The organism is Acidovorax sp. FG48, assembly GCF_057809085.1.
The window spans coordinates 231,679-249,559 of record NZ_JBMDJH010000003.1; the positions used below are offsets into that span (position 1 = coordinate 231,679).

16 protein-coding genes and 2 tRNA genes are annotated in these 17,881 nt (G+C 61.8%); 11 read left to right on the forward strand and 7 right to left on the reverse strand.

Annotated features, from left to right (window positions below; all coding sequences use genetic code 11):
* Positions 1-42 precede the first annotated feature (42 nt).
* On the forward strand, positions 43-2,004 hold the full coding sequence (locus ACODSU_RS05980) for a dynamin family protein (RefSeq protein WP_488840816.1): 1,962 nt from the start codon (positions 43-45) through the stop codon (positions 2,002-2,004).
* A complete protein-coding gene (mutY, locus tag ACODSU_RS05985) occupies positions 2,001-3,071 on the forward strand; it encodes an A/G-specific adenine glycosylase (RefSeq protein WP_488840818.1) in 1,071 nt (356 codons plus the stop codon). The genes ACODSU_RS05980 and mutY overlap by 4 nt, the downstream gene beginning before the upstream one ends.
* 109 nt (positions 3,072-3,180) lie before the next feature.
* On the opposite strand, the gene rapZ is transcribed toward mutY, so the two are convergent.
* The 3 genes from rapZ to ACODSU_RS06000 are packed head-to-tail and all read right to left on the reverse strand — an operon-like array spanning position 3,181 to position 6,661.
* Positions 3,181-4,044 (reverse strand): RNase adapter RapZ, encoded by an 864-nt coding sequence (gene rapZ, locus ACODSU_RS05990; protein ID WP_488840820.1) that lies wholly within the window; start codon positions 4,042-4,044, stop codon positions 3,181-3,183.
* Entirely contained in the window at positions 4,044-5,762 is a 1,719-nt protein-coding gene (recN, locus tag ACODSU_RS05995; RefSeq protein ID WP_488840822.1) for a DNA repair protein RecN, read from the reverse strand. The genes rapZ and recN overlap by 1 nt, the downstream gene beginning before the upstream one ends.
* A gap of 2 nt (positions 5,763-5,764) precedes the next feature.
* A complete protein-coding gene (locus tag ACODSU_RS06000) occupies positions 5,765-6,661 on the reverse strand; it encodes an NAD kinase (RefSeq protein WP_488840824.1) in 897 nt (298 codons plus the stop codon).
* A gap of 28 nt (positions 6,662-6,689) precedes the next feature.
* On the opposite strand from ACODSU_RS06000, the gene hrcA reads away from it, so the two are divergent.
* The 4 genes from hrcA (at position 6,690) to greB (ending at position 8,748) form a co-directional block, all read left to right on the forward strand.
* On the forward strand, positions 6,690-7,694 hold the full coding sequence (hrcA, locus tag ACODSU_RS06005; RefSeq protein WP_488840826.1) for a heat-inducible transcriptional repressor HrcA: 1,005 nt from the start codon (positions 6,690-6,692) through the stop codon (positions 7,692-7,694).
* A gap of 50 nt (positions 7,695-7,744) precedes the next feature.
* Positions 7,745-7,821 (forward strand) — tRNA-Ile (locus tag ACODSU_RS06010).
* Between the two features lie 204 nt (positions 7,822-8,025).
* Positions 8,026-8,102: transfer RNA gene (locus ACODSU_RS06015), tRNA-Arg, on the forward strand.
* Between the two features lie 79 nt (positions 8,103-8,181).
* Complete coding sequence (greB, locus tag ACODSU_RS06020) at positions 8,182-8,748, forward strand: transcription elongation factor GreB (RefSeq protein ID WP_488840828.1); 567 nt, start codon at positions 8,182-8,184, stop codon at positions 8,746-8,748.
* A gap of 73 nt (positions 8,749-8,821) precedes the next feature.
* Here greB and ACODSU_RS06025 read toward each other — a convergent pair whose 3' ends face one another.
* The 4 genes from ACODSU_RS06025 to ACODSU_RS06040 form a co-directional block, all read right to left on the reverse strand.
* Entirely contained in the window at positions 8,822-11,101 is a 2,280-nt protein-coding gene (locus tag ACODSU_RS06025) for a RelA/SpoT family protein (RefSeq protein ID WP_488840830.1), read from the reverse strand.
* A 97-nt stretch (positions 11,102-11,198) separates the two neighbouring features.
* Complete coding sequence (gene rpoZ, locus ACODSU_RS06030) at positions 11,199-11,402, reverse strand: DNA-directed RNA polymerase subunit omega (protein WP_005794722.1); 204 nt, start codon at positions 11,400-11,402, stop codon at positions 11,199-11,201.
* Positions 11,403-11,418: 16 nt separating this feature from the next.
* The gene (gene gmk / locus ACODSU_RS06035; protein ID WP_015012785.1) at positions 11,419-12,039 is read right to left on the reverse strand and encodes a guanylate kinase; all 621 of its coding nucleotides are present in this window, start codon (positions 12,037-12,039) and stop codon (positions 11,419-11,421) included.
* Between the two features lie 36 nt (positions 12,040-12,075).
* Positions 12,076-12,993 carry a YicC/YloC family endoribonuclease gene (locus ACODSU_RS06040; protein WP_110959660.1) on the reverse strand — a complete coding sequence of 306 codons (918 nt, stop codon included), beginning with the start codon at positions 12,991-12,993 and terminating at the stop codon, positions 12,076-12,078.
* A 75-nt stretch (positions 12,994-13,068) separates the two neighbouring features.
* On the opposite strand from ACODSU_RS06040, the gene ACODSU_RS06045 reads away from it, so the two are divergent.
* From ACODSU_RS06045 to hemW, 5 genes are all read left to right on the forward strand, one after another.
* Positions 13,069-14,085 (forward strand): serine/threonine protein kinase, encoded by a 1,017-nt coding sequence (locus ACODSU_RS06045; protein WP_015012787.1) that lies wholly within the window; start codon positions 13,069-13,071, stop codon positions 14,083-14,085.
* A gap of 82 nt (positions 14,086-14,167) precedes the next feature.
* Positions 14,168-15,070, forward strand: a complete 903-nt coding sequence (locus ACODSU_RS06050) for a PP2C family protein-serine/threonine phosphatase (protein ID WP_015012788.1) — start codon at positions 14,168-14,170, stop codon at positions 15,068-15,070.
* Between the two features lie 131 nt (positions 15,071-15,201).
* On the forward strand, positions 15,202-15,936 hold the full coding sequence (gene rph / locus ACODSU_RS06055; protein ID WP_015012789.1) for a ribonuclease PH: 735 nt from the start codon (positions 15,202-15,204) through the stop codon (positions 15,934-15,936).
* Positions 15,937-15,985: 49 nt separating this feature from the next.
* Positions 15,986-16,585 carry an RdgB/HAM1 family non-canonical purine NTP pyrophosphatase gene (rdgB, locus tag ACODSU_RS06060; protein ID WP_056641312.1) on the forward strand — a complete coding sequence of 200 codons (600 nt, stop codon included), beginning with the start codon at positions 15,986-15,988 and terminating at the stop codon, positions 16,583-16,585.
* 13 nt (positions 16,586-16,598) lie between these two features.
* Positions 16,599-17,849, forward strand: a complete 1,251-nt coding sequence (gene hemW, locus ACODSU_RS06065) for a radical SAM family heme chaperone HemW (RefSeq protein WP_488840833.1) — start codon at positions 16,599-16,601, stop codon at positions 17,847-17,849.
* The last annotated feature ends 32 nt before the right edge of the window (positions 17,850-17,881 follow it).

Below are 17,881 nucleotides of genomic sequence, written 5' to 3' on the forward strand. Positions count from 1 at the left end.
TATACCTGCCTCGCGGGCCATCCATAGATCTCTGGGAGCAAAGTGGGACCTTCATTCAACGAACAGTTTGACCAGCATGGCGTCTGGCGACGGGAGTTCGCCCAGCAGCTCAAGCGGCTGGCCGATTGGATGGCCACGCATGACCTCATGGACGCAGCGGTGCAAGAGCGCCTACAACGCCTGGAGGAGCAGGTACGCAGCGACAAGGTCATGGTGGCGTTTGTGGCGGAGTTTTCGCGCGGCAAGTCAGAGCTGATCAATGCGATCTTTTTTGCTGACTACGGCCGCCGCATCATGCCTGCCAGCGCAGGCCGCACGACCATGTGTCCCACCGAGCTGGGTTACGACGCCAATGTGGCGCCCAGCTTGCGGCTGCTACCGATTGAAACCCGGCTTCAGATGCAGAGTCTGGCGGAGTGGCGCGTCAAGTCAGACCGCTGGCACGAGATCCCCCTGGACGTCGGCAACGCGGACCAGATTGCCAAAGCCCTCGAAAAAGTGGCGGAGGTGCGCAAGGTCAGTTTGGACAACGCGCGTGCGCTGGGTTTTTGGCATGACGATCTGACGGACGAGAATCCTGTGCCCGATGCGCAGGGCATGGTGGAGGTGCCCATGTGGCGCCACGCCATCATCAATATCCCGCACCCTCTTTTGAAGCAAGGGCTGGTGATTCTGGACACGCCCGGCCTGAACGCTGTGGGTGCGGAGCCGGAGTTGACCGTCAACCTCATTCCCCAGGCACACGCGGTAGTGTTCATCCTGAGCGCTGATACCGGTGTGACGCGCTCGGACCTCTCGATCTGGCGTGAGCACCTGGCCATCTCACCAGAGAGCGTGGAAGCGCGTTTGGTGGTGTTGAACAAGATCGATACGCTCTGGGACACGCTCAACACCGCCGAGCAGGTCCAGTCTCAGATGGAGCGGCAGTGCGCGACCTCGGCGGAGATGCTTGGTGTGTCCCTGGATCGTGTGGTGCCGGTATCGGCCCAAAAGGGCTTGGTCGCCAAGATCACCGCGGATGACGTATTGCTGGAAACCAGTGGACTCCCCGCGCTGGAGGAGGCCCTGGCCAAAGGCATCATGGGCAGGCGCCAGTCCATATTGCGAGCTGCTGTGGCCACGGGCGTGGCGAGCCTGCGCACTGAAACGTCGCGTGTCATCAACATTCGGCGGCGGGACCTCGATGACCAGATGGCAGAGCTTCGCAGCCTGCGGGGCAAGAATGCATCGGTGATCGAATCCATGCGCCATCGCATAGAGCAGGAGCAGCGTGAATTCGACCTCAGTACCGCCAAGATTCAGGCGGTTCGCGCGGTTCATCTCAAGTTGCTGCGTGATGTGTTCCAACAGCTGGGAGCCAAGGCTCTCAAGGCAGAGCTGGCCGAGCTGGCCCAGACGCTGCAGCAAAAAGGGCTCAAGCTCGGCGTCAAGAAGATATACGTCCAGACCTTTGACAAGCTGCGAGGCACCTTGGACAAAGCGCAAGCCTCTGGAACCGAGATCCAGGCCATGCTGAGCGGGACCTTCCGGCAGCTGAATGCCGAGTTTGGTTTTTCCTTGCAGGTGCCTACGCCGCCACAGCTGGAGCATTTTGCGCAGGACCTGCACCAAATCGAGCAGAGCCATTTGCAGTACCTGGGCATGGGCAATGCGCTCAAGCTGGCGCAACCCGAGTTTGCCGAGCGCTTGGTGCGCGCTTTGGCGATGCGGTTGCGTACGGTCTATGAGTCGGCCGCCAACGACCTGGAACTGTGGAGCAAATCCGCCACCGCGCAATTGGACGCGCAGCTGCGGGAGCGGCGGCGCAGCTTCGCTCGTCGCATGGAGGCGGTAGACCGCATCCAACAGGCTGCCAGCGGGTTGGTGGAACGAATCTCGGAGATCGAGGCTGGCGAGGAAGAGCTTGGACAGCTGGAGCGCAAGCTCCACGAGCTCACCTCTAAGTTGGTGGCTCTGCCAGGGGCTACACCCGCATTGACTGACGCGCATCCGGTTTCTGCATGAGTGCTGAATCCCGAGAGGGTGTGGCCGAGCGGGTAGTCGCTTGGCAGGCTGTACATGGACGCAACCATCTGCCCTGGCAGCAGACCCGAGATCCCTACCGGGTATGGCTGTCGGAGATCATGCTGCAGCAAACCCAGGTCACCACCGTGCTGGACTACTACACGCGCTTTCTGGACCGGTTTCCTGATGTGAGCGCCCTGGCGGCAGCCCCTCAGGACGAAGTTCTGGGCTTGTGGAGTGGTTTGGGTTACTACAGCCGTGCACGCAATCTCCATCGCTGCGCCCAGCAGATCATGACTGACCATGATGGTGCCTTCCCGCGAACGGCGTCGGTGCTAGCGTCTTTGCCGGGCATCGGGCGTTCGACCGCCGGCGCCATTGCATCGTTCTGTTTTTCAGAGCGCGTACCCATTCTGGATGCCAATGTGCGTAGGGTCCTGACGCGGCTGCTGGGCTTCGACAAAGATCTGGCCTCTGCCAAGAACGAGCGCCTTCTATGGGAGCATGCCGATGCGCTGTTGCCTGTGCGCGATCTCGATGTGGCGATGCCCCGTTACACCCAGGGCTTGATGGACTTGGGGGCATCCCTGTGCACGCCTCGCGCTCCAAAATGCTCCGATTGTCCTTTGGCGAGCGATTGCGTCGCTTTCAAGCAAGGCAATGCTGAACGCTATCCCGTCAGAACCCGGAAACTGTCACGCCGGGCCGAATCCTGGCAATTGGCGATCCTGCGCGATGGCCAGGGCCGCATCTGGCTGCAGCGCCGCCCTCCAACAGGGATCTGGGCGGGAATGCACTGCGTGCCCGTCTTCCCTGACATCGAGTCCCGGGATACTTTTGTGAATAGCTTGGGTGGCAATGAGCAAGTCGTGCAACAAGAGCTGCAGCCCTTCGTACATGTGCTGACGCACCGGGACCTGCACCTTCATCCCCTGTTGATACAGGCCAACGGGATGATCGCTCTGGCAAAAGAGGGGGAGTGGCTGGGGCCAGACCAATGGCCCTCGGTGGGGTTGCCGGCGCCCATTCGCAAGTTGCTGGACACCACGCAATCGACGCTGTGGTGAATGCGCAAGTCGTGCTACCGAGTGGCTGTGCCGCCTTCGCCAGCGCCCAGATCCCGTTACTCGTGCTGCGCGCAGGTTGGCGCGTAGCAATCGGGCGCCAGCGGAAGAGTCAGCGCCCGTCCAGTTCGCGGTGGCGCTTCAGTGCAGTCCACCGGTCACTGAAAGCCTGGGCCAGTCTTTCGACCAAGTAGACGGAGCGGTGTTGTCCGCCCGTGCAACCGATGGCTACCGTGACGTAGCTTCGGTGGTTGCGGTCCAGCACATCCAGCCAGTGCGCCAGAAACTGTTCAATGTGCGCACGCATCAGAGCCACGTCCGGTTGCAGGTCCAGAAAGTCGGCCACCGGCTGGTCCAGTCCTGTGAGGTCTCGAAGGGCCGTCTCATAGTGCGGGTTGGGCAGCATGCGCACGTCGAAGACGTAGTCGGCGTCCATGGGAATGCCGCGTTTGAACGCAAATGACTGGAACACCAAGGTCAACTGCCCTTGCGCCGTGGACATCAGGCCTTTGACATAACTTTGCAACTGAGAGGCGCGGATGGTGCTGGTGTCGATCACGTGCGACTGTTCGCGCAGCTCTGCCAACAACTCCCGCTCCAGTTCAATGATCTGGACCAACGCCCTGCGCCCTTGTTGAAGATCGTCGTGCGACAAGGGATGGCGGCGGCGCGTTTCGGAGAAACGCCGCACCAGGGTGTCAATCGTGGCGTCAAGAAAAAGGGATTTCACGGCCACGCCCTGGATGCGCAAACGGCTCAATTCCTGAGGCACCTGGTGCAGCGAGGTGGCGCTGCGGACATCCACTGCAATGGCTACGCGATTGCCATGGTGTTTGTGTTCCAGCGCTACAAAGGCTGGCAGCAGTTCGGGTGGCAGGTTGTCTACGCAGTAGTAGCCAGCATCTTCCAGTGCGTGCAAGGCGACGGATTTTCCAGATCCCGACATGCCTGTGATGACAACGATCTCAAGAGCCATCAGCGTTTCCTCGCGGCGGTAGAGGAGATAGAGGAATTGGAAGGTGGGGCTGGCGCTCTGGCCAACGTCGGAACAGCAGTGCCCAGCATTTCGCGCGCGTGCGCCAGTGTGGTCTCGGTAGCGCGCTCGCCACCCAGCATGCGAGCGATCTCTGCCACTCGTTCATCTTGCTGCATAACCAGAACCGTGCTGGTTGTGCCCTGAGCGCTCTTGTTTTTCGCCACCTTGAGGTGGTGATGCGCACAGGCTGCCACTTGCGGCAGGTGGGTCACCGCCAGCACTTGCCGATCTCGACCCAGCTGTTGCATCAGCCTTCCTACGGTTTCGGCGACTGCTCCACCCACGCCGGAGTCCACCTCGTCAAAAATGAGCGTAGGCGCTGCTCCCAACTCGCTGGTTGTGACCGCAATGGCGAGCGAAATGCGAGACAGCTCGCCGCCCGATGCGACCTTGCCGACGGGCTTGGGTGTCATGCCGGGGTGCCCTGCAACCAGGAACACGACATCGTCAATCCCATCGGGTGAGGGCTCTGAAGCTTTGCTCACCGATACCTCAAATTTGCCACCCTCCATGCCGAGTCCCTGCATGGCCTGAGAGATGGAGGCTGAGAGTTTGGGGGCCGCTTTGGCGCGGGCCATAGAAAGCGTGCGCGCTGCTGCCTGGTATGCCTTGGCGCTGGCCGACTCGCTGGCTTGCAGTCTGTCAAGGTCGGAGGCGGCATCAAGCTCGTGCAGGGATGCTTTCCAGTCCTTGAGCAGCGCAGGGAGCTCTGCAGGAGGGCGTTTGTACCGGCGTGCCAGTCCCATCCACTGGGACATGCGCTCGTCCAGCTCTGTCAACCGTTGCGGATCGATGTCGGCATGGCGCAGGTAGCTGTGCAGCGAGTGCACTACATCGGTCGTCTGCGCCAGGCTCGACGCGAGGATATCGGCCAGATTGGCGAATTCTGGCTCAATATGTTCCTGGGCTTGCAGAAGGGCATGCGCGCGGGTCAGAGCGGAAACAGCTCCACCTTCGTCTTCCTGCAAGGCCTGAAGCGTCCCCTGCGCTCCGTCCAGCAGGGCCTGTGCATGGGACAGGCGTTTGTGTTGGGTGTCGAGCTCATCCCACTCGTCATCACCGGGCCCCAGCTTGTCCACTTCGCTGATTTGCCACTGCAGGCGCTCGCGCTCTTGCTGCAGTGTGGCTTGCGCGGCGCGCGCCTGTTGCAATGCCTTGAGGTCCGCCCGCCATTGCGCCCAGCGGGATGCTGTATCCCGGGTGTTCACACCGGCGAAAGCGTCAAGCAAGCCTCGCACCGACTCTGGTCGGGTCAGGCTTTGCCACGCGTGCTGACCGTGGATGTCGACAAGCATCTCGCCCAGCGAGCGCAACTGGGAGGCTGTAGCAGGGGTGCCATTGATCCACGCGCGGCTCTTGCCCTGCGCGTCGACGGTACGGCGCAGCAGCAACCGGTCATCGGCTTCAAACCCTCCTTCATCCAGCCAGGGGCGGGCGTGCGCGGGGCAGTCAAATTCCGCGCAAATATCGGTCTTACTGCATCCCTCTCGCACCACGCCCGCATCTGCACGCGCCCCCAAGGCCAGTTGCAATGCGTCGATCAGAATGGACTTTCCTGCACCTGTCTCCCCGGTCAACACGGTGAAGCCATTGCGCAAATCCAGTTCCAGCGTTTGTACGATCACGAAATCGCGCAGGGTAATCTGCCGCAACGCCATGGTCAGTAGCCCCCTTCATTCCAGCGCAGCTTCTTGCGCAGTGTCGCGAAGTAGTTCCAGCCCTGCGGGTGTAAAAACCGTACACGGTGTTCCGACCGTTTGACGAGGATGCGGTCACCATGCAGTAAGGATGCGAGAGACTGCATGTCGAAGTTTGCGCTGACATCGCGGCCGCTCACCACTTCCACGGCCACTTCCGTCGCATCGGAGAGCACGATGGGGCGGTTGGACAGCGTATGCGGTGCGATAGGAACCAGCACCCAGCCTGGGATGGAGGGATGAAGCATCGGGCCTCCTGCGGACAGCGAATAGGCTGTCGATCCGGTCGGGGATGCAATGATGAGACCGTCGGCCCTCTGGTTGGCCACAAACTGTCCACCCACTTCCACGCGCAGCTCCACCATGCCCGAAGTTGCTCCACGGTTGACGACCACATCGTTCATGGCCAGGGCTTCAAACACCACACGCTCATCGCGAACCACGGTAGCGTGCATCAATGGCCGCTGGTCTTCTTCATAGGCCCCTCGAAGCATGGGCGGCAGTGTGGTCTGATAGGTGTCGAAAGGGATATCGGTGATGAAGCCCAGTCGGCCCTGGTTGATGCCGATCAGTGGCGTTCCAAAGCGCGCCAGGCGGCGACCGATGCCCAGCATCGTCCCATCACCCCCGACCACCAGGCCCAGATCGCACCGCGCACCGATCTGGTCTACATTCAAAGATGGATAGTGTGTCAGTCCGGTATTGCTGGCGGTTTCTGCTTCCAGCGCAACCTCACATCCCTGGCGCTCCAAGAAATGTGCAATGTCTTCCAAAGCCCTGCGTGAGCCGTCACCGGAGGCGCCTGCGGCTGAAGTCTGGTACTTGCCTATAAGTGCGACATGGCGGAAATTGGACGTCATCACGAAATTACATCATTAAAATCATTCCATGCTCGATGACCGTGCCAAGTTGTTGCTCAAAGCCCTGGTCGAGCGTTACATCGCTGATGGGCAGCCCGTGGGATCGCGGACGCTTTCTCGTGCGTCTGGCCTGGATTTGTCTCCCGCCACGATTCGAAACGTTATGGCGGACCTCGAAGAGCTGGGGCTGATTGCAAGTCCACATACCTCCGCAGGCCGCATTCCCACCGCGCGTGGATACCGCTTGTTTGTGGACACAATGCTGACGGTGCAGCGCGAGGCGGTCATGCCGGCGCAGTTGGCTCCGGAGCAACCCCAAAAGGTCATCGCCAACGCCGCACAGCTGCTGTCCAACCTCTCCCAGTTCGTCGGTGTGGTGATGGCACCTCGGCGCACCTCAGTATTTCGCCACATAGAGTTCCTACGACTATCTGAAAAGCGCTTTCTCGTCATCATCGTGTCGCCGGAAGGTGACGTACAGAATCGTGTGATCTTCACCGAGGTGGATCACTCCCAGTCGCAACTGGTTGAAGCTTCCAATTTTCTGAATGCCCACTATGCCGGACTCGCGATGGAGCAGGTGCGAGAGCGTTTGAAGTCCGAGGTCGATGTGCTGCGCGGAGAGATTGCATCGCTTATGCAGGCGGCAGTCAACGTAGGTTCGGAGGCGCTGTCCGAGGCGCAGGACGAGGTGGTAATTTCTGGCGAGCGCAACCTGCTCTCCGTCAGTGATTTCTCCAGCGACATGGGTAACCTGCGCAGGGCATTCGACTTGTTCGAGCAGAAGACGCAGATTCTTCGCCTTCTGGATATCTCCAGCCAAGCCGAAGGGGTGCGCATCTACATCGGCGGCGAGAGCCAGGTTGTGCCTTTTGAAGAGCTCTCGATCGTCAGCTCCCCTTATGAGGTGGACGGCAAGGTGGTGGGGACTTTGGGTGTGATTGGTCCTACGCGCATGCCATACGACCGCATGATCCAGATCGTGGATATCACTTCCAAGTTGGTGTCCAACGCACTCAGCCACCGCAAGTAAGCCCCTACAATACGGCGCTTGACCCGTTGTATAGCGCTGGAGCACGGCTGGGGGCGTTAGCTCAGTTGGTTAGAGCAGAGGACTCATAATCCTTTGGTCGTTGGTTCAAGTCCAACACGCCCTACCACCCTTGCTTGCAGGGTGGACCCATCAACAAATGACGTGTTTTGTGATCCAAATCGCTCAGTTTGTTTTTGGAGCCTTCATCGTGCGTTACAATCTCGGCTTGCGTTGAATTGACTGACTGTTTGCAGCGCCTGACTCAGGAAAGCAATCAGAAAAAAGCAAATTTCAAGGGTCGCCAAGAAATCATGCTATAATTCGAAGCTTAGCGGCTGTAGCTCAGCTGGATAGAGTACTTGGCTACGAACCAAGGGGTCGTGGGTTCGATTCCTGCCAGCCGCACCAATGTTTAAAGCCTGCAATCGCAAGATTGCAGGCTTTTTCATTTGTCCAAGCGCTTTGCGCTGATTGGAGAGTTCTGGCGATGAGCAAGGCTTTTACCAAGGAAACCGATAGCGCTGACGATGACGAAGGATTGGCACTGCCTCCTTTGCCGCCGGGTGGCAAAAACTACATCACGCCCTCAGGCTATGCACGCCTGAGGGCAGAGCTTTTGAATCTCATTGACAACGAGCGGCCCAAGATTGTGGATGTGGTGCACTGGGCGGCCAGCAACGGAGATCGGTCTGAAAACGGCGACTACCTCTATGGCAAGAAGCGCCTGCGCGAAATTGATCGGCGCATCCGTTTTTTGACCAAGCGGCTCGAGATCGCCGAGGTGGTGGACCCCAGTTTGCATGCGGGCAGTGAACAGGTCTTCTTTGGGGCCACCGTCACCTACTCCGACGACGAGGACGGTGAACGCACAATCACCATCATGGGCATCGACGAGGCGGACAGTCGTATGGGTCAAGTCAGCTGGATTTCGCCCGTGGCGCGGGCTCTGTTGAAGGCTCGCGTTGGGGATGAGGTACAGCTGCCCACGCCGGGTGGGGTGCGCCATTTGGAGGTGGTGGAGGTGCAGTACCCACCTCGGAGCGCCGCCACATAGCCTGTTTGCGCACAAGCGGCGGCCCGTGTGCCAGTTGCGGAAAGCCCAGAGCTTGATGCTCCGTGCGGAGGTGTCAGGGCTGCGGCGTGATTCTTGCCGCGCGCAGCACCGCCTGCGTGCGCCGCAGGTTGCGCAATGCCAGCTCGAGGTGGGCTTGGTCGCGAACCGCCACGATGAACCGCAAATCCGTGGTGTCCAGGGCTGCCTCATCGTCCATATCTACATGGGTGATATCGGCCTCTGAGTTGGCAAGCTCTGCCGCCACGCGCGCCAGCACCCCCTTGCCGTTGTTCACAGTGACGACCACGCCCGTTTCGAACATGCGTGTGGGCTCGTCCGACCAGTCCACGGCAATGAACCGTTCGCTGTCTTTATGCTGAAGCCGTTTGGCAACACTGCAATGTGCGTTGTGCACGACCAGCCCCTCGCCGCGGCCCAGATAACCAACGATGCTGTCGCCTGGCACGGGGCGGCAGCAGGTGGCGTATTGCACGGAAGCATTCTCGCTACCGTCCAGCGTGACAGCCCCTTGCGACAGGTTTTCGTGGGATGTGTAGCGCTCACGGGTCATGAGCAGGGCGTCCGGACGGTGGCCATGCTCTGACATCAACACCATGAGCCGTTTGGCGACGATGCTGGCAATGCGTTTGCCCAGACCCAGGTCGGTCATCAGCTCGCTGCGCGTGCGGTTGCCGGTAAAGCGCAGCAGTTTGTCCCACAGCGGTTGGGTCTCGGGGTTGACGGGGGGCAGTTGTTCGAGGCCTTCCGCGCGAATCGCCTGCGTCAACAGCTTTTCGCCCAGCCCTTCGGACTCGGTTTGGGCCAAGGTTTTGAGGTAATGACGGATCTTGGATCGCGCGCGACCTGTGCGTACAAAACCCAGCCACGCAGGGTTGGGTGTGGAGACCGGGGCAGTAATGATCTCGACCACGTCACCGTTTTTCAGTTCCGTGCGCAGCGGGACCTGCTCGTTATTGATTTTCGCGGCGGTGGTACGGTCGCCCACGTTGCTGTGAATCGCGTAGGCGAAATCCACTACCGTGGCACCACGCGGCAAGGCCATGATCTGGCTCTTGGGAGTGAAGACATACACCGCATCGGGAAAGAGGTCCACCTTGACGTGGTCCCAGAACTCCGCCGCATCCCGCGTTTCGTTCTGGATGTCCAGCAGGGACTGCAGCCACTTGGTTCCCAGGCGCTCAGCGGCAGTGCCTTCTCCGTCCTGGGCCTTGTACAGCCAGTGCGCTGCCACGCCGGCTTCGGCAATCACATGCATCTCGTCGGTGCGCATCTGGAACTCGATGTTCACGCCCGAGGGGCCAACCAGCGTGGTGTGCAGCGACTGGTAGCCGTTGAGTTTGGCAATCGCGATGTGGTCTTTGAACTTACCGGGCACTGGCTTGTACATCTGGTGCAAAACACCCAGCGCCGTGTAGCAATCGGTCACGGTAGGCACAATGACCCGAAAGCCGTAGATGTCCGTCACCTGGGCAAAGCTCAGGTGCTTGAGGTCCATCTTTTGATAGATGGCGTACAGCGTTTTCTCGCGCCCAGCCAGGCGCACCTTCATGCCGATCTTGGAGAACGCAGCATCCACTTCAGCCTGCACTTTTTGAACCAGATCGCGTCGGCGGTTGCGGGATTTGTTGACCGCTTTGGCCAGCGTGGCGTAGCGCCAGGGGTGCAGGTGCCGGAAGGCCAGATCCTGCAGTTCGCGATAGGTCTGGTTCAGGCCGAGGCGGTGGGCAATAGGGGCATAGATTTCCAGCGTCTCGGACGAGATGCGGCCCCATTTGCTGCGCGGCATGTCCGACAGCGTGCGCATGTTGTGGGTGCGGTCGGCCAGTTTGATGAGGATGACGCGCACATCCCGCGCCATGGCCAGCAGCATTTTGCGAAACGACTCGGCCTGGTTCTCTTCGCGGGTGTTGAACTGGAGCTTGTCCAGCTTGGTGAGGCCGTCCACCAGCTCGGCCACGGGGGCGCCAAACCGGTCGATCAGGTCGGCCTTGGTCACACCACAGTCTTCCATCGCGTCGTGCAGCAGCGCCGCCATCAGCGCCTGGGCGTCAAGCTTCCAGGCCGCGCACTGTGCGGCGACCGCAATGGGGTGGGTGATGTAAGGCTCGCCACTGTTACGCAATTGCCCCAGGTGGGCTTCGTCGGCAAAGCGGTACGCCTGGCGCACCTGTTCGATGCTGGTGGCGTCCAGGTAGTCCAGGCTGTCGGTCAGTGCGGCGAAGCTGGCCGCAGCCGCATTGGCGGCCGCAGCGGCTGCCGAAAGATTGCCTGTCGGGGCCGGTTCACCGGGCCGGGGCTGCGTTGCAGAAGGTGAGTTGAGCACCGCGTTCATGCCTTAAATGTAGCGCGGGACAGCGCCAGAGGACTTTTGGGCAAAAAAAAGCACCGCTGGCGCGGTGCTTTTGGATGGGCTTTGCCCAGAAAAACGTTCAACCGGGAACCTTCTTGAGCATCTCCAAGCCCACTTTGCCTTCGGCGATCTCACGCAGGGCGGTCACTGCCGGCTTGTTGCGGCTTTCAATGCGGGGAGCGTGGCCCTGGCTCAGCATGCGAGCGCGGTACGTGGCGGCCAGCACGAGCTGGAAGCGGTTGGGGATCTTTTCCAGACAGTCTTCTACGGTGATGCGTGCCATCGTTTACTCCGGGGATTCAGGTGATATTGAGCGACTGGAAGGTGTCAGCACGGGCGCGGCGCTGGGCGGCGTACTTGAGTCGCTGGGCGTGAACTACGGCTTTCAGGTCGAAAAGCGCGCGCTCAAACAACTCGTTGATTATAACGAAGTCGAATTTGCTGACCTGCGCCATCTCTTCGGCCGCATTCTTGAGGCGGACCTCGATCACCTCTGGTGTGTCTTCGCCGCGCCGCTCCAGGCGAGAGCGCAGCTCTTCCCAGCTGGGCGGCAGGATGAAGACCAGCACGGCGTTGGCGAAGGCCTCCCTGATCTGCAGTGCACCCTGGAAGTCGATCTCCAGGATCACATCCGAGCCCTGGGCAATGCGCTCTTCGATGGCTTTCTTGGAGGTGCCGTAACGATTGCCGTGCACATGCGCCCACTCCACGAAGGCATTGCTCTGCACCATCGCGTCAAACTCAGATTGCGACGCGAAGTAGTAGTCGCGGCCGTGTTTCTCCTGGCCGCGCGGTGCGCGGGTGGTGTGTGAGACCGAGAGGTGAACGTGCGAATCCAGCTCCAGCAGTGCCTTGACCAGGCTGGACTTGCCGGCACCACTGGGGGCTGCCACTACGATGAGATTTCCAGGATAGTCCATGGTTGATGTGCGCCAGACGCTATCAAAAAATGAGTGTTATTCGATATTTTGCACTTGCTCGCGCATCTGCTCGATCAGCACCTTCATGTCCACGCTGATGCGGGTGAGGTCGAGCGCGGCAGATTTGGAGCCCAGGGTATTGGCTTCGCGGTGCAGCTCCTGGATCAGAAAGTCGAGGCGTTTGCCCACCTCGCCGCCTTTTTTCAGCAGGCGCTCAATCTCGTCCAGGTGCGAATCCAGCCGAGTGATCTCTTCGGCCACATCGATACGGATGGCAAAGGCGGTGGCTTCGGTCAACGCGCGATCGCGGGCGGCCTCGGGCAGCGTGGAGCCATCGGTGAGGGCCATCGCCTCTTTCCAGCGCTCCATGAAGCGCTGGCGTTGCTGCTCCACCAGCAGCGGCACCATGGGAACGGCCTGTTCGGCCAAGGCCCGTAGCTGCTTGACGCGATCCAGCAGCATGGTCGCCAAGCGCTTGCCTTCGCGCTCCCGTGCGGCCAGCAAGGCGGTCAGGGCTTCTTCGGCCAGGGCGGGCACGGCCTCGCTCCAGTCTTCGCTGCCCGAGTGTGCGTTGGCGCACAGGCGCAAGGCGTCCGCCACAGTAAGGGGTGCGGCGCTGGGCAGCCAGGCCCGGACGGAGTCTTGCAGAGAGTTCAGGCGCTGCAGCAGCCTTGCGGGTGGGTCTTGCAGGCTGTTGCCATCGTCGCTGTCGAGGGCCGCGCGCACTTCGACCTTGCCGCGCTTCAGGCGCGCTGTGAGCAGTGCGCGCAGCGTGGGCTCCATGGCGCGCAGCTCGTCGGGCAGACGGAACGACAGGTCCAGAAAGCGGCTGTTGACGGATCGGATTTCCAGTCCCAGCCTGCGCGTCTGGGGGGCGCGGGCGTCGGTTTCAGCGCCAGTGGCAGATGCGCCATGCTGTGCGCTGGCGTATCCGGTCATGCTGTAAACTGCCATTGGACTTTTTGATGGTTGCTTGCGATCCGGCGATTATCCGGGTTCCGCCTTACCCCCGAATCATCTTCGCAAAATATGTCAAAAATCAAACCGGCCCCCTTGCCGCCCGATACCGCAATTGGCGGCTACCGTGTGGTGCGCCGGTTGTCCTCCGGTGGTTTTGGAGTGGTCTATCTGGCCCTCGACGCCGAAGGCCAGCAGGTCGCCATCAAGGAATACCTTCCCTCATCCCTCGCGACCCGCGCTCCCGGCGAGCTTCTGCCCAAGGTGCCGCCCGAAAAACTCTCGCTGTACCGCCTGGGGCTCAAGAGCTTTTTTGAAGAGGGCCGCTCGCTGGCGCAGATTTCGCACGCCTCCGTGGTGAGCGTGCTCAATTTCTTCCGCGAGAACGAAACCGTCTACATGGTGATGAACTACCTGGAGGGCGCGACCCTGCAGGACTTCATCATCACCGCCCGCGACCTCAAGACCCAGAAGGTGTTCCGCGAGTCCACCATCCGCTCGCTGTTCGACGAGGTGCTGCGCGGCCTGCGCATCGTGCACCAGCACAAGATGCTGCACCTGGACATCAAGCCCGCCAACATCTTCATCACCGACGACAACAAGGCCGTGATGATCGACTTCGGCGCTGCGCGTGAAGTGCTGAGCAAGGAAGGCAATTTCATCCGCCCCATGTACACCCCCGGCTTTGCAGCGCCCGAGATGTACCGGCGCGACTCGCAGATGGGGCCGTGGACGGATATCTACGCCATCGGCGCCTGTATCTACGCCTGCATGCAGGGCTTCCCGCCCAACGAGGCGCCGCAGCGTGTGGACAAGGACCGCCTGTCGCTGGCCTTGACCAAGCTGCGCGGTGTGTATTCCGACAACCTGATCGAGGTGGTGGAGTGGTGCATGGCGCTTGACCCGCTGTCCCGTCCCCAGTCGGTGTTCGCCTTGCAAAAGGAGCTCAGCCGCGAAGGGGAGCGCCGCTACACCAAGCTCACCGTGGCCGAGAAGATGCGGTTGCAGCTCGACACCCTGGTGTCTGACACCAAGAAGAATGTGCAGAAGGTGGGTGAAGCCACCGGAATCGGAGCCAAGCCCAAATGAACCAGGCGCACGCGATGCAGGTTCGGGCGAGGCATGTGTCCATGGATGGCGCCCCGGTGCATCCTCGTTTGCGTGAGTCCTTATGAAGTTCTCGGTATTCCAGATCAGCCGCCGCGGCGGCCGCGAGAAGAACGAAGACCGCATGGGCTATTGCTACACGCGCGAATCGGGCCTGTTTGTGTTGGCTGATGGCATGGGCGGCCACCCCGAGGGCGAAGTGGCTGCGCAGATCGCGCTGCAGACCATCTCGGCGTTGTTCCAGCGCCAGGCCAAGCCCCAGCTCAAGGATGTGCAGGAGTTCCTGTCCGGCGCGTTGCTCGCGGCGCACCACCAGATCCTGCGCTACGCCACAGAAAAAGGCATGCTCGACACACCGCGCACCACCCTGGTTGCGGCGGTGTTGCAGGCCGGTACCGCCACCTGGATCCACTGCGGCGATTCGCGCCTGTACATGGTGCGCGATGGCGACCTGCTGACCCGTACGAGGGACCACTCGTACATGGAACTGCGCAACACGCCGCCGCCCGGGCTGGAGCGCATCAACCGCAACGTGTTGTTCACCTGCCTGGGCTCGCCCACCAAGCCCATCTACGACATCACCGGCCCGGTGTACCTGGAGCAGGGTGACCGCATCCTGTTGTGCTCTGATGGCCTGTGGGGCACGCTCAGCGACGACGAAATCGCCAAGCAGCTGGGCCGCAACACCGTATCGCATGCCGTGCCCGAGCTGGTGGAAGACGCCTTGCGCAAAGCCGGGGACAGCAGTGACAACGTGACGGTGGTGGCCCTGGAGTGGGAGACGCCGGATGCGTTCGAGTCCACCCAAGGCGTGTCCACCGACAGCATCAGCGACGACGTGTTCGCCTCCACCATCCAGGCCGGTCCGCTCGATGGGCTGGTGGATGACCTGGACGATGCGGCCATCGAGCGCTCGATTGCCGAAATCAACGAGGCGATTCGCCGCTCTGCGGCCCGCAAAGCCTGACGGACGTGATGGGCCCGGCCGGGGCTGCGCAGCCTCGTGCATTGGGCTGATGCCTGTCAGTTGAAACGTTCCGTTTTCTGGCGTGCGCTTTGGGCGACGCATGGAAGGCATTTTTTGAACCCCCAAGAACCATGACCACATTCACCCGCACCGGCAACCGCGCCGCCAACCAACTGCGCCCTGTGCGCATCACGCGCCACTACACCATGCACGCCGAGGGCTCGGTGCTGATCGAGTTTGGCAACACCAAGGTGCTCTGCACCGCGTCGGTGGAAGAACGCGTGCCTCCGCACAAACGCGGCAGTGGCGAAGGCTGGGTCACGGCCGAATACGGCATGCTGCCGCGCGCCACCCACACCCGCAGCGACCGCGAGGCCGCACGGGGCAAGCAGACAGGCCGCACGCAAGAGATTCAGCGCCTGATTGGCCGCAGCCTGCGCGCCGTGTTTGATCTGAAGCTGCTCGGCGAGCGCACCATCCAGCTCGACTGTGATGTGATCCAGGCCGATGGTGGCACGCGCACCGCTGCCATCACTGGTGCCTGGGTGGCGGCGCAAGATGCGGTCAACCAGCTGCTGGCCAGCGGCAAGATCACCCAGTCGCCCCTGCTGCAACCCGTGGCGGCGATCTCGGTCGGCATCGTGCAGGGCACGCCGCTGCTGGACCTGGAATACGTGGAAGACGTGGATTGCGACACCGACATGAACGTGGTGATGACCGGCGCGGGCCACTATGTGGAGGTGCAGGGCACGGCCGAGGGCGTGGCCTTTACCCGCGCCGAGATGGACCAGCTGCTGGGCCTGGCCGAACAGGGCATTGCCCAACTGGTGCAGCTGCAGCAGCAGGCGTTGCAAAATACTCCTTAATTGATAGCTGCTGGCGCATATTCCACTGGCGCTTGTGGCCGTTTTGACCATGAAAATTGTTCTAGCATCCAACAACCGCGGCAAGCTGGCCGAATTGCAGGCCATGTTTGCGCCCCTGGGCGTGGAGCTGGTGCGCCAAGCCGATCTGGGCGTGGGCGAGGCCGAGGAGCCCTTCCGCACCTTTGTCGAAAACGCCCTGGCCAAGGCACGGTTTGCGTCGGAGCACACAGGCCTGCCCGCGCTGGCCGACGATGCCGGCATGTGCGTGGATGCCTTTGGCGGCCTGCCCGGCGTGGACACCGCTTACTACTGCACCCAGTTCGGCTACGAGAAAAGCGATGACAACAACGTGCGTGCCTTGCTGGAGCAGCTGCAAGGCGTGACCAACCGCCGCGCCGCCATGGTCAGCACCCTGGTCGCCGTGCGCAGCCCGCAAGACCCGGAGCCGCTGATTGCCGTGGGCCGCGTGGTCGGCGAGATCACCACCGAACCCCGGGGCAGCAATGGCTTTGGCTTCGACCCCGTGATGTTCATCCCCGAGTTCGGCAAGACCTTTGCCGAGCTGCCCGTGGAGGTGAAAAACGCCCACAGCCACCGGGGCCGCTCGGCCGCGCAAATGCTGGCGCTGATGCGCGAACGCTGGCTGTAGAAGGGCGCTGACCGTGGTTCACATCCCGATCACGCCGCAGGGCGATACCGAGCCCGCCGTGGTGCGCGACATCCAGCACTACATGCGCCCGGGCCTGCTGCAGCTGCCCAGCCTGCCGCCGTTGTCGCTGTATGTGCACCTGCCCTGGTGCCTCAAGAAATGCCCGTACTGCGACTTCAACTCGCATGAATTCCGCGCGGGTGCTAGCACCGGCGGCGAGGTGCCCGAGCAGCGCTATATCGACGCCCTGATGGCCGACCTGGAGGCCGCGTTGCCCCTGGTCTGGGGGCGGTCCGTGCACAGCATCTTCATCGGTGGCGGCACGCCCAGCCTGTTTTCGCCCGCAGCCATCGACCGGCTGATTGGCGATATCCGCGCCCGCCTGCGGCTTGAGCCCGATTGCGAGATCACGATGGAGGCCAACCCCGGCACGTTCGAGAAAGACCGTTTTCGCGCCTTCCGCGCGGCGGGCGTCACGCGCCTGTCGGTGGGGGTGCAGAGCTTCAACGACCAGCACCTCAAGGCCCTGGGCCGCGTGCACGACCGCGCCCAGGCGATGGCGGCGGTGGAGGAGGCTGCTGCGTCCTTCGACACCTTCAACCTCGACATCATGTACGCGCTGCCGGGCCAGACGCTACCAGAGCTGGAGCAGGACCTGCAGACCGCGCTGGCCTTCAAGCCGCCGCACATCTCCATCTACCACCTCACCATCGAGCCCAACACCTACTTCGCCAAGTTCCCCCCGGCCATCCCCGAGGACGATCAGGCCTACGCCATGCTCGACCGCATCACCGAGATGACGGGCCAGGCGGGCATGACCCGCTACGAAATCTCGGCCTACGCGCAGCCGGGCCACCAGTGTTTTCACAACACCAACTACTGGCAGTTTGGCGACTATTTGGGCATCGGCGCGGGTGCGCACAGCAAGCTGAGCTTTGCGCACCGCGTGGTGCGGCAGGTGCGCTTTCGGGACCCCGCGCGCTACATGGACAACGCCCTGGCGGGCCATGCCGTGGCCCAGGACGACGAGGTGCGCCGCGCCGATCTGCCGTTTGAGTACATGCTCAACGCCCTGCGCCTGCGCGAGGGCTTTGCGCTGCAGGACTTCATGGCCCGCACAGGCCTGCCGCTGACCGCGATCGCCAAGGGGCTGGAGGCAGCCGAACGCAAGGGCCTGATCGAACGCGACATGGCGCGCGTGCGGCCTACCGAGCGGGGTTTTGACTTTCTGAGCGATCTGCAGGAACTGTTTCTGGCGGACTGACCGCGCGGGTTTCAGTCACCCCTCATCGGCAG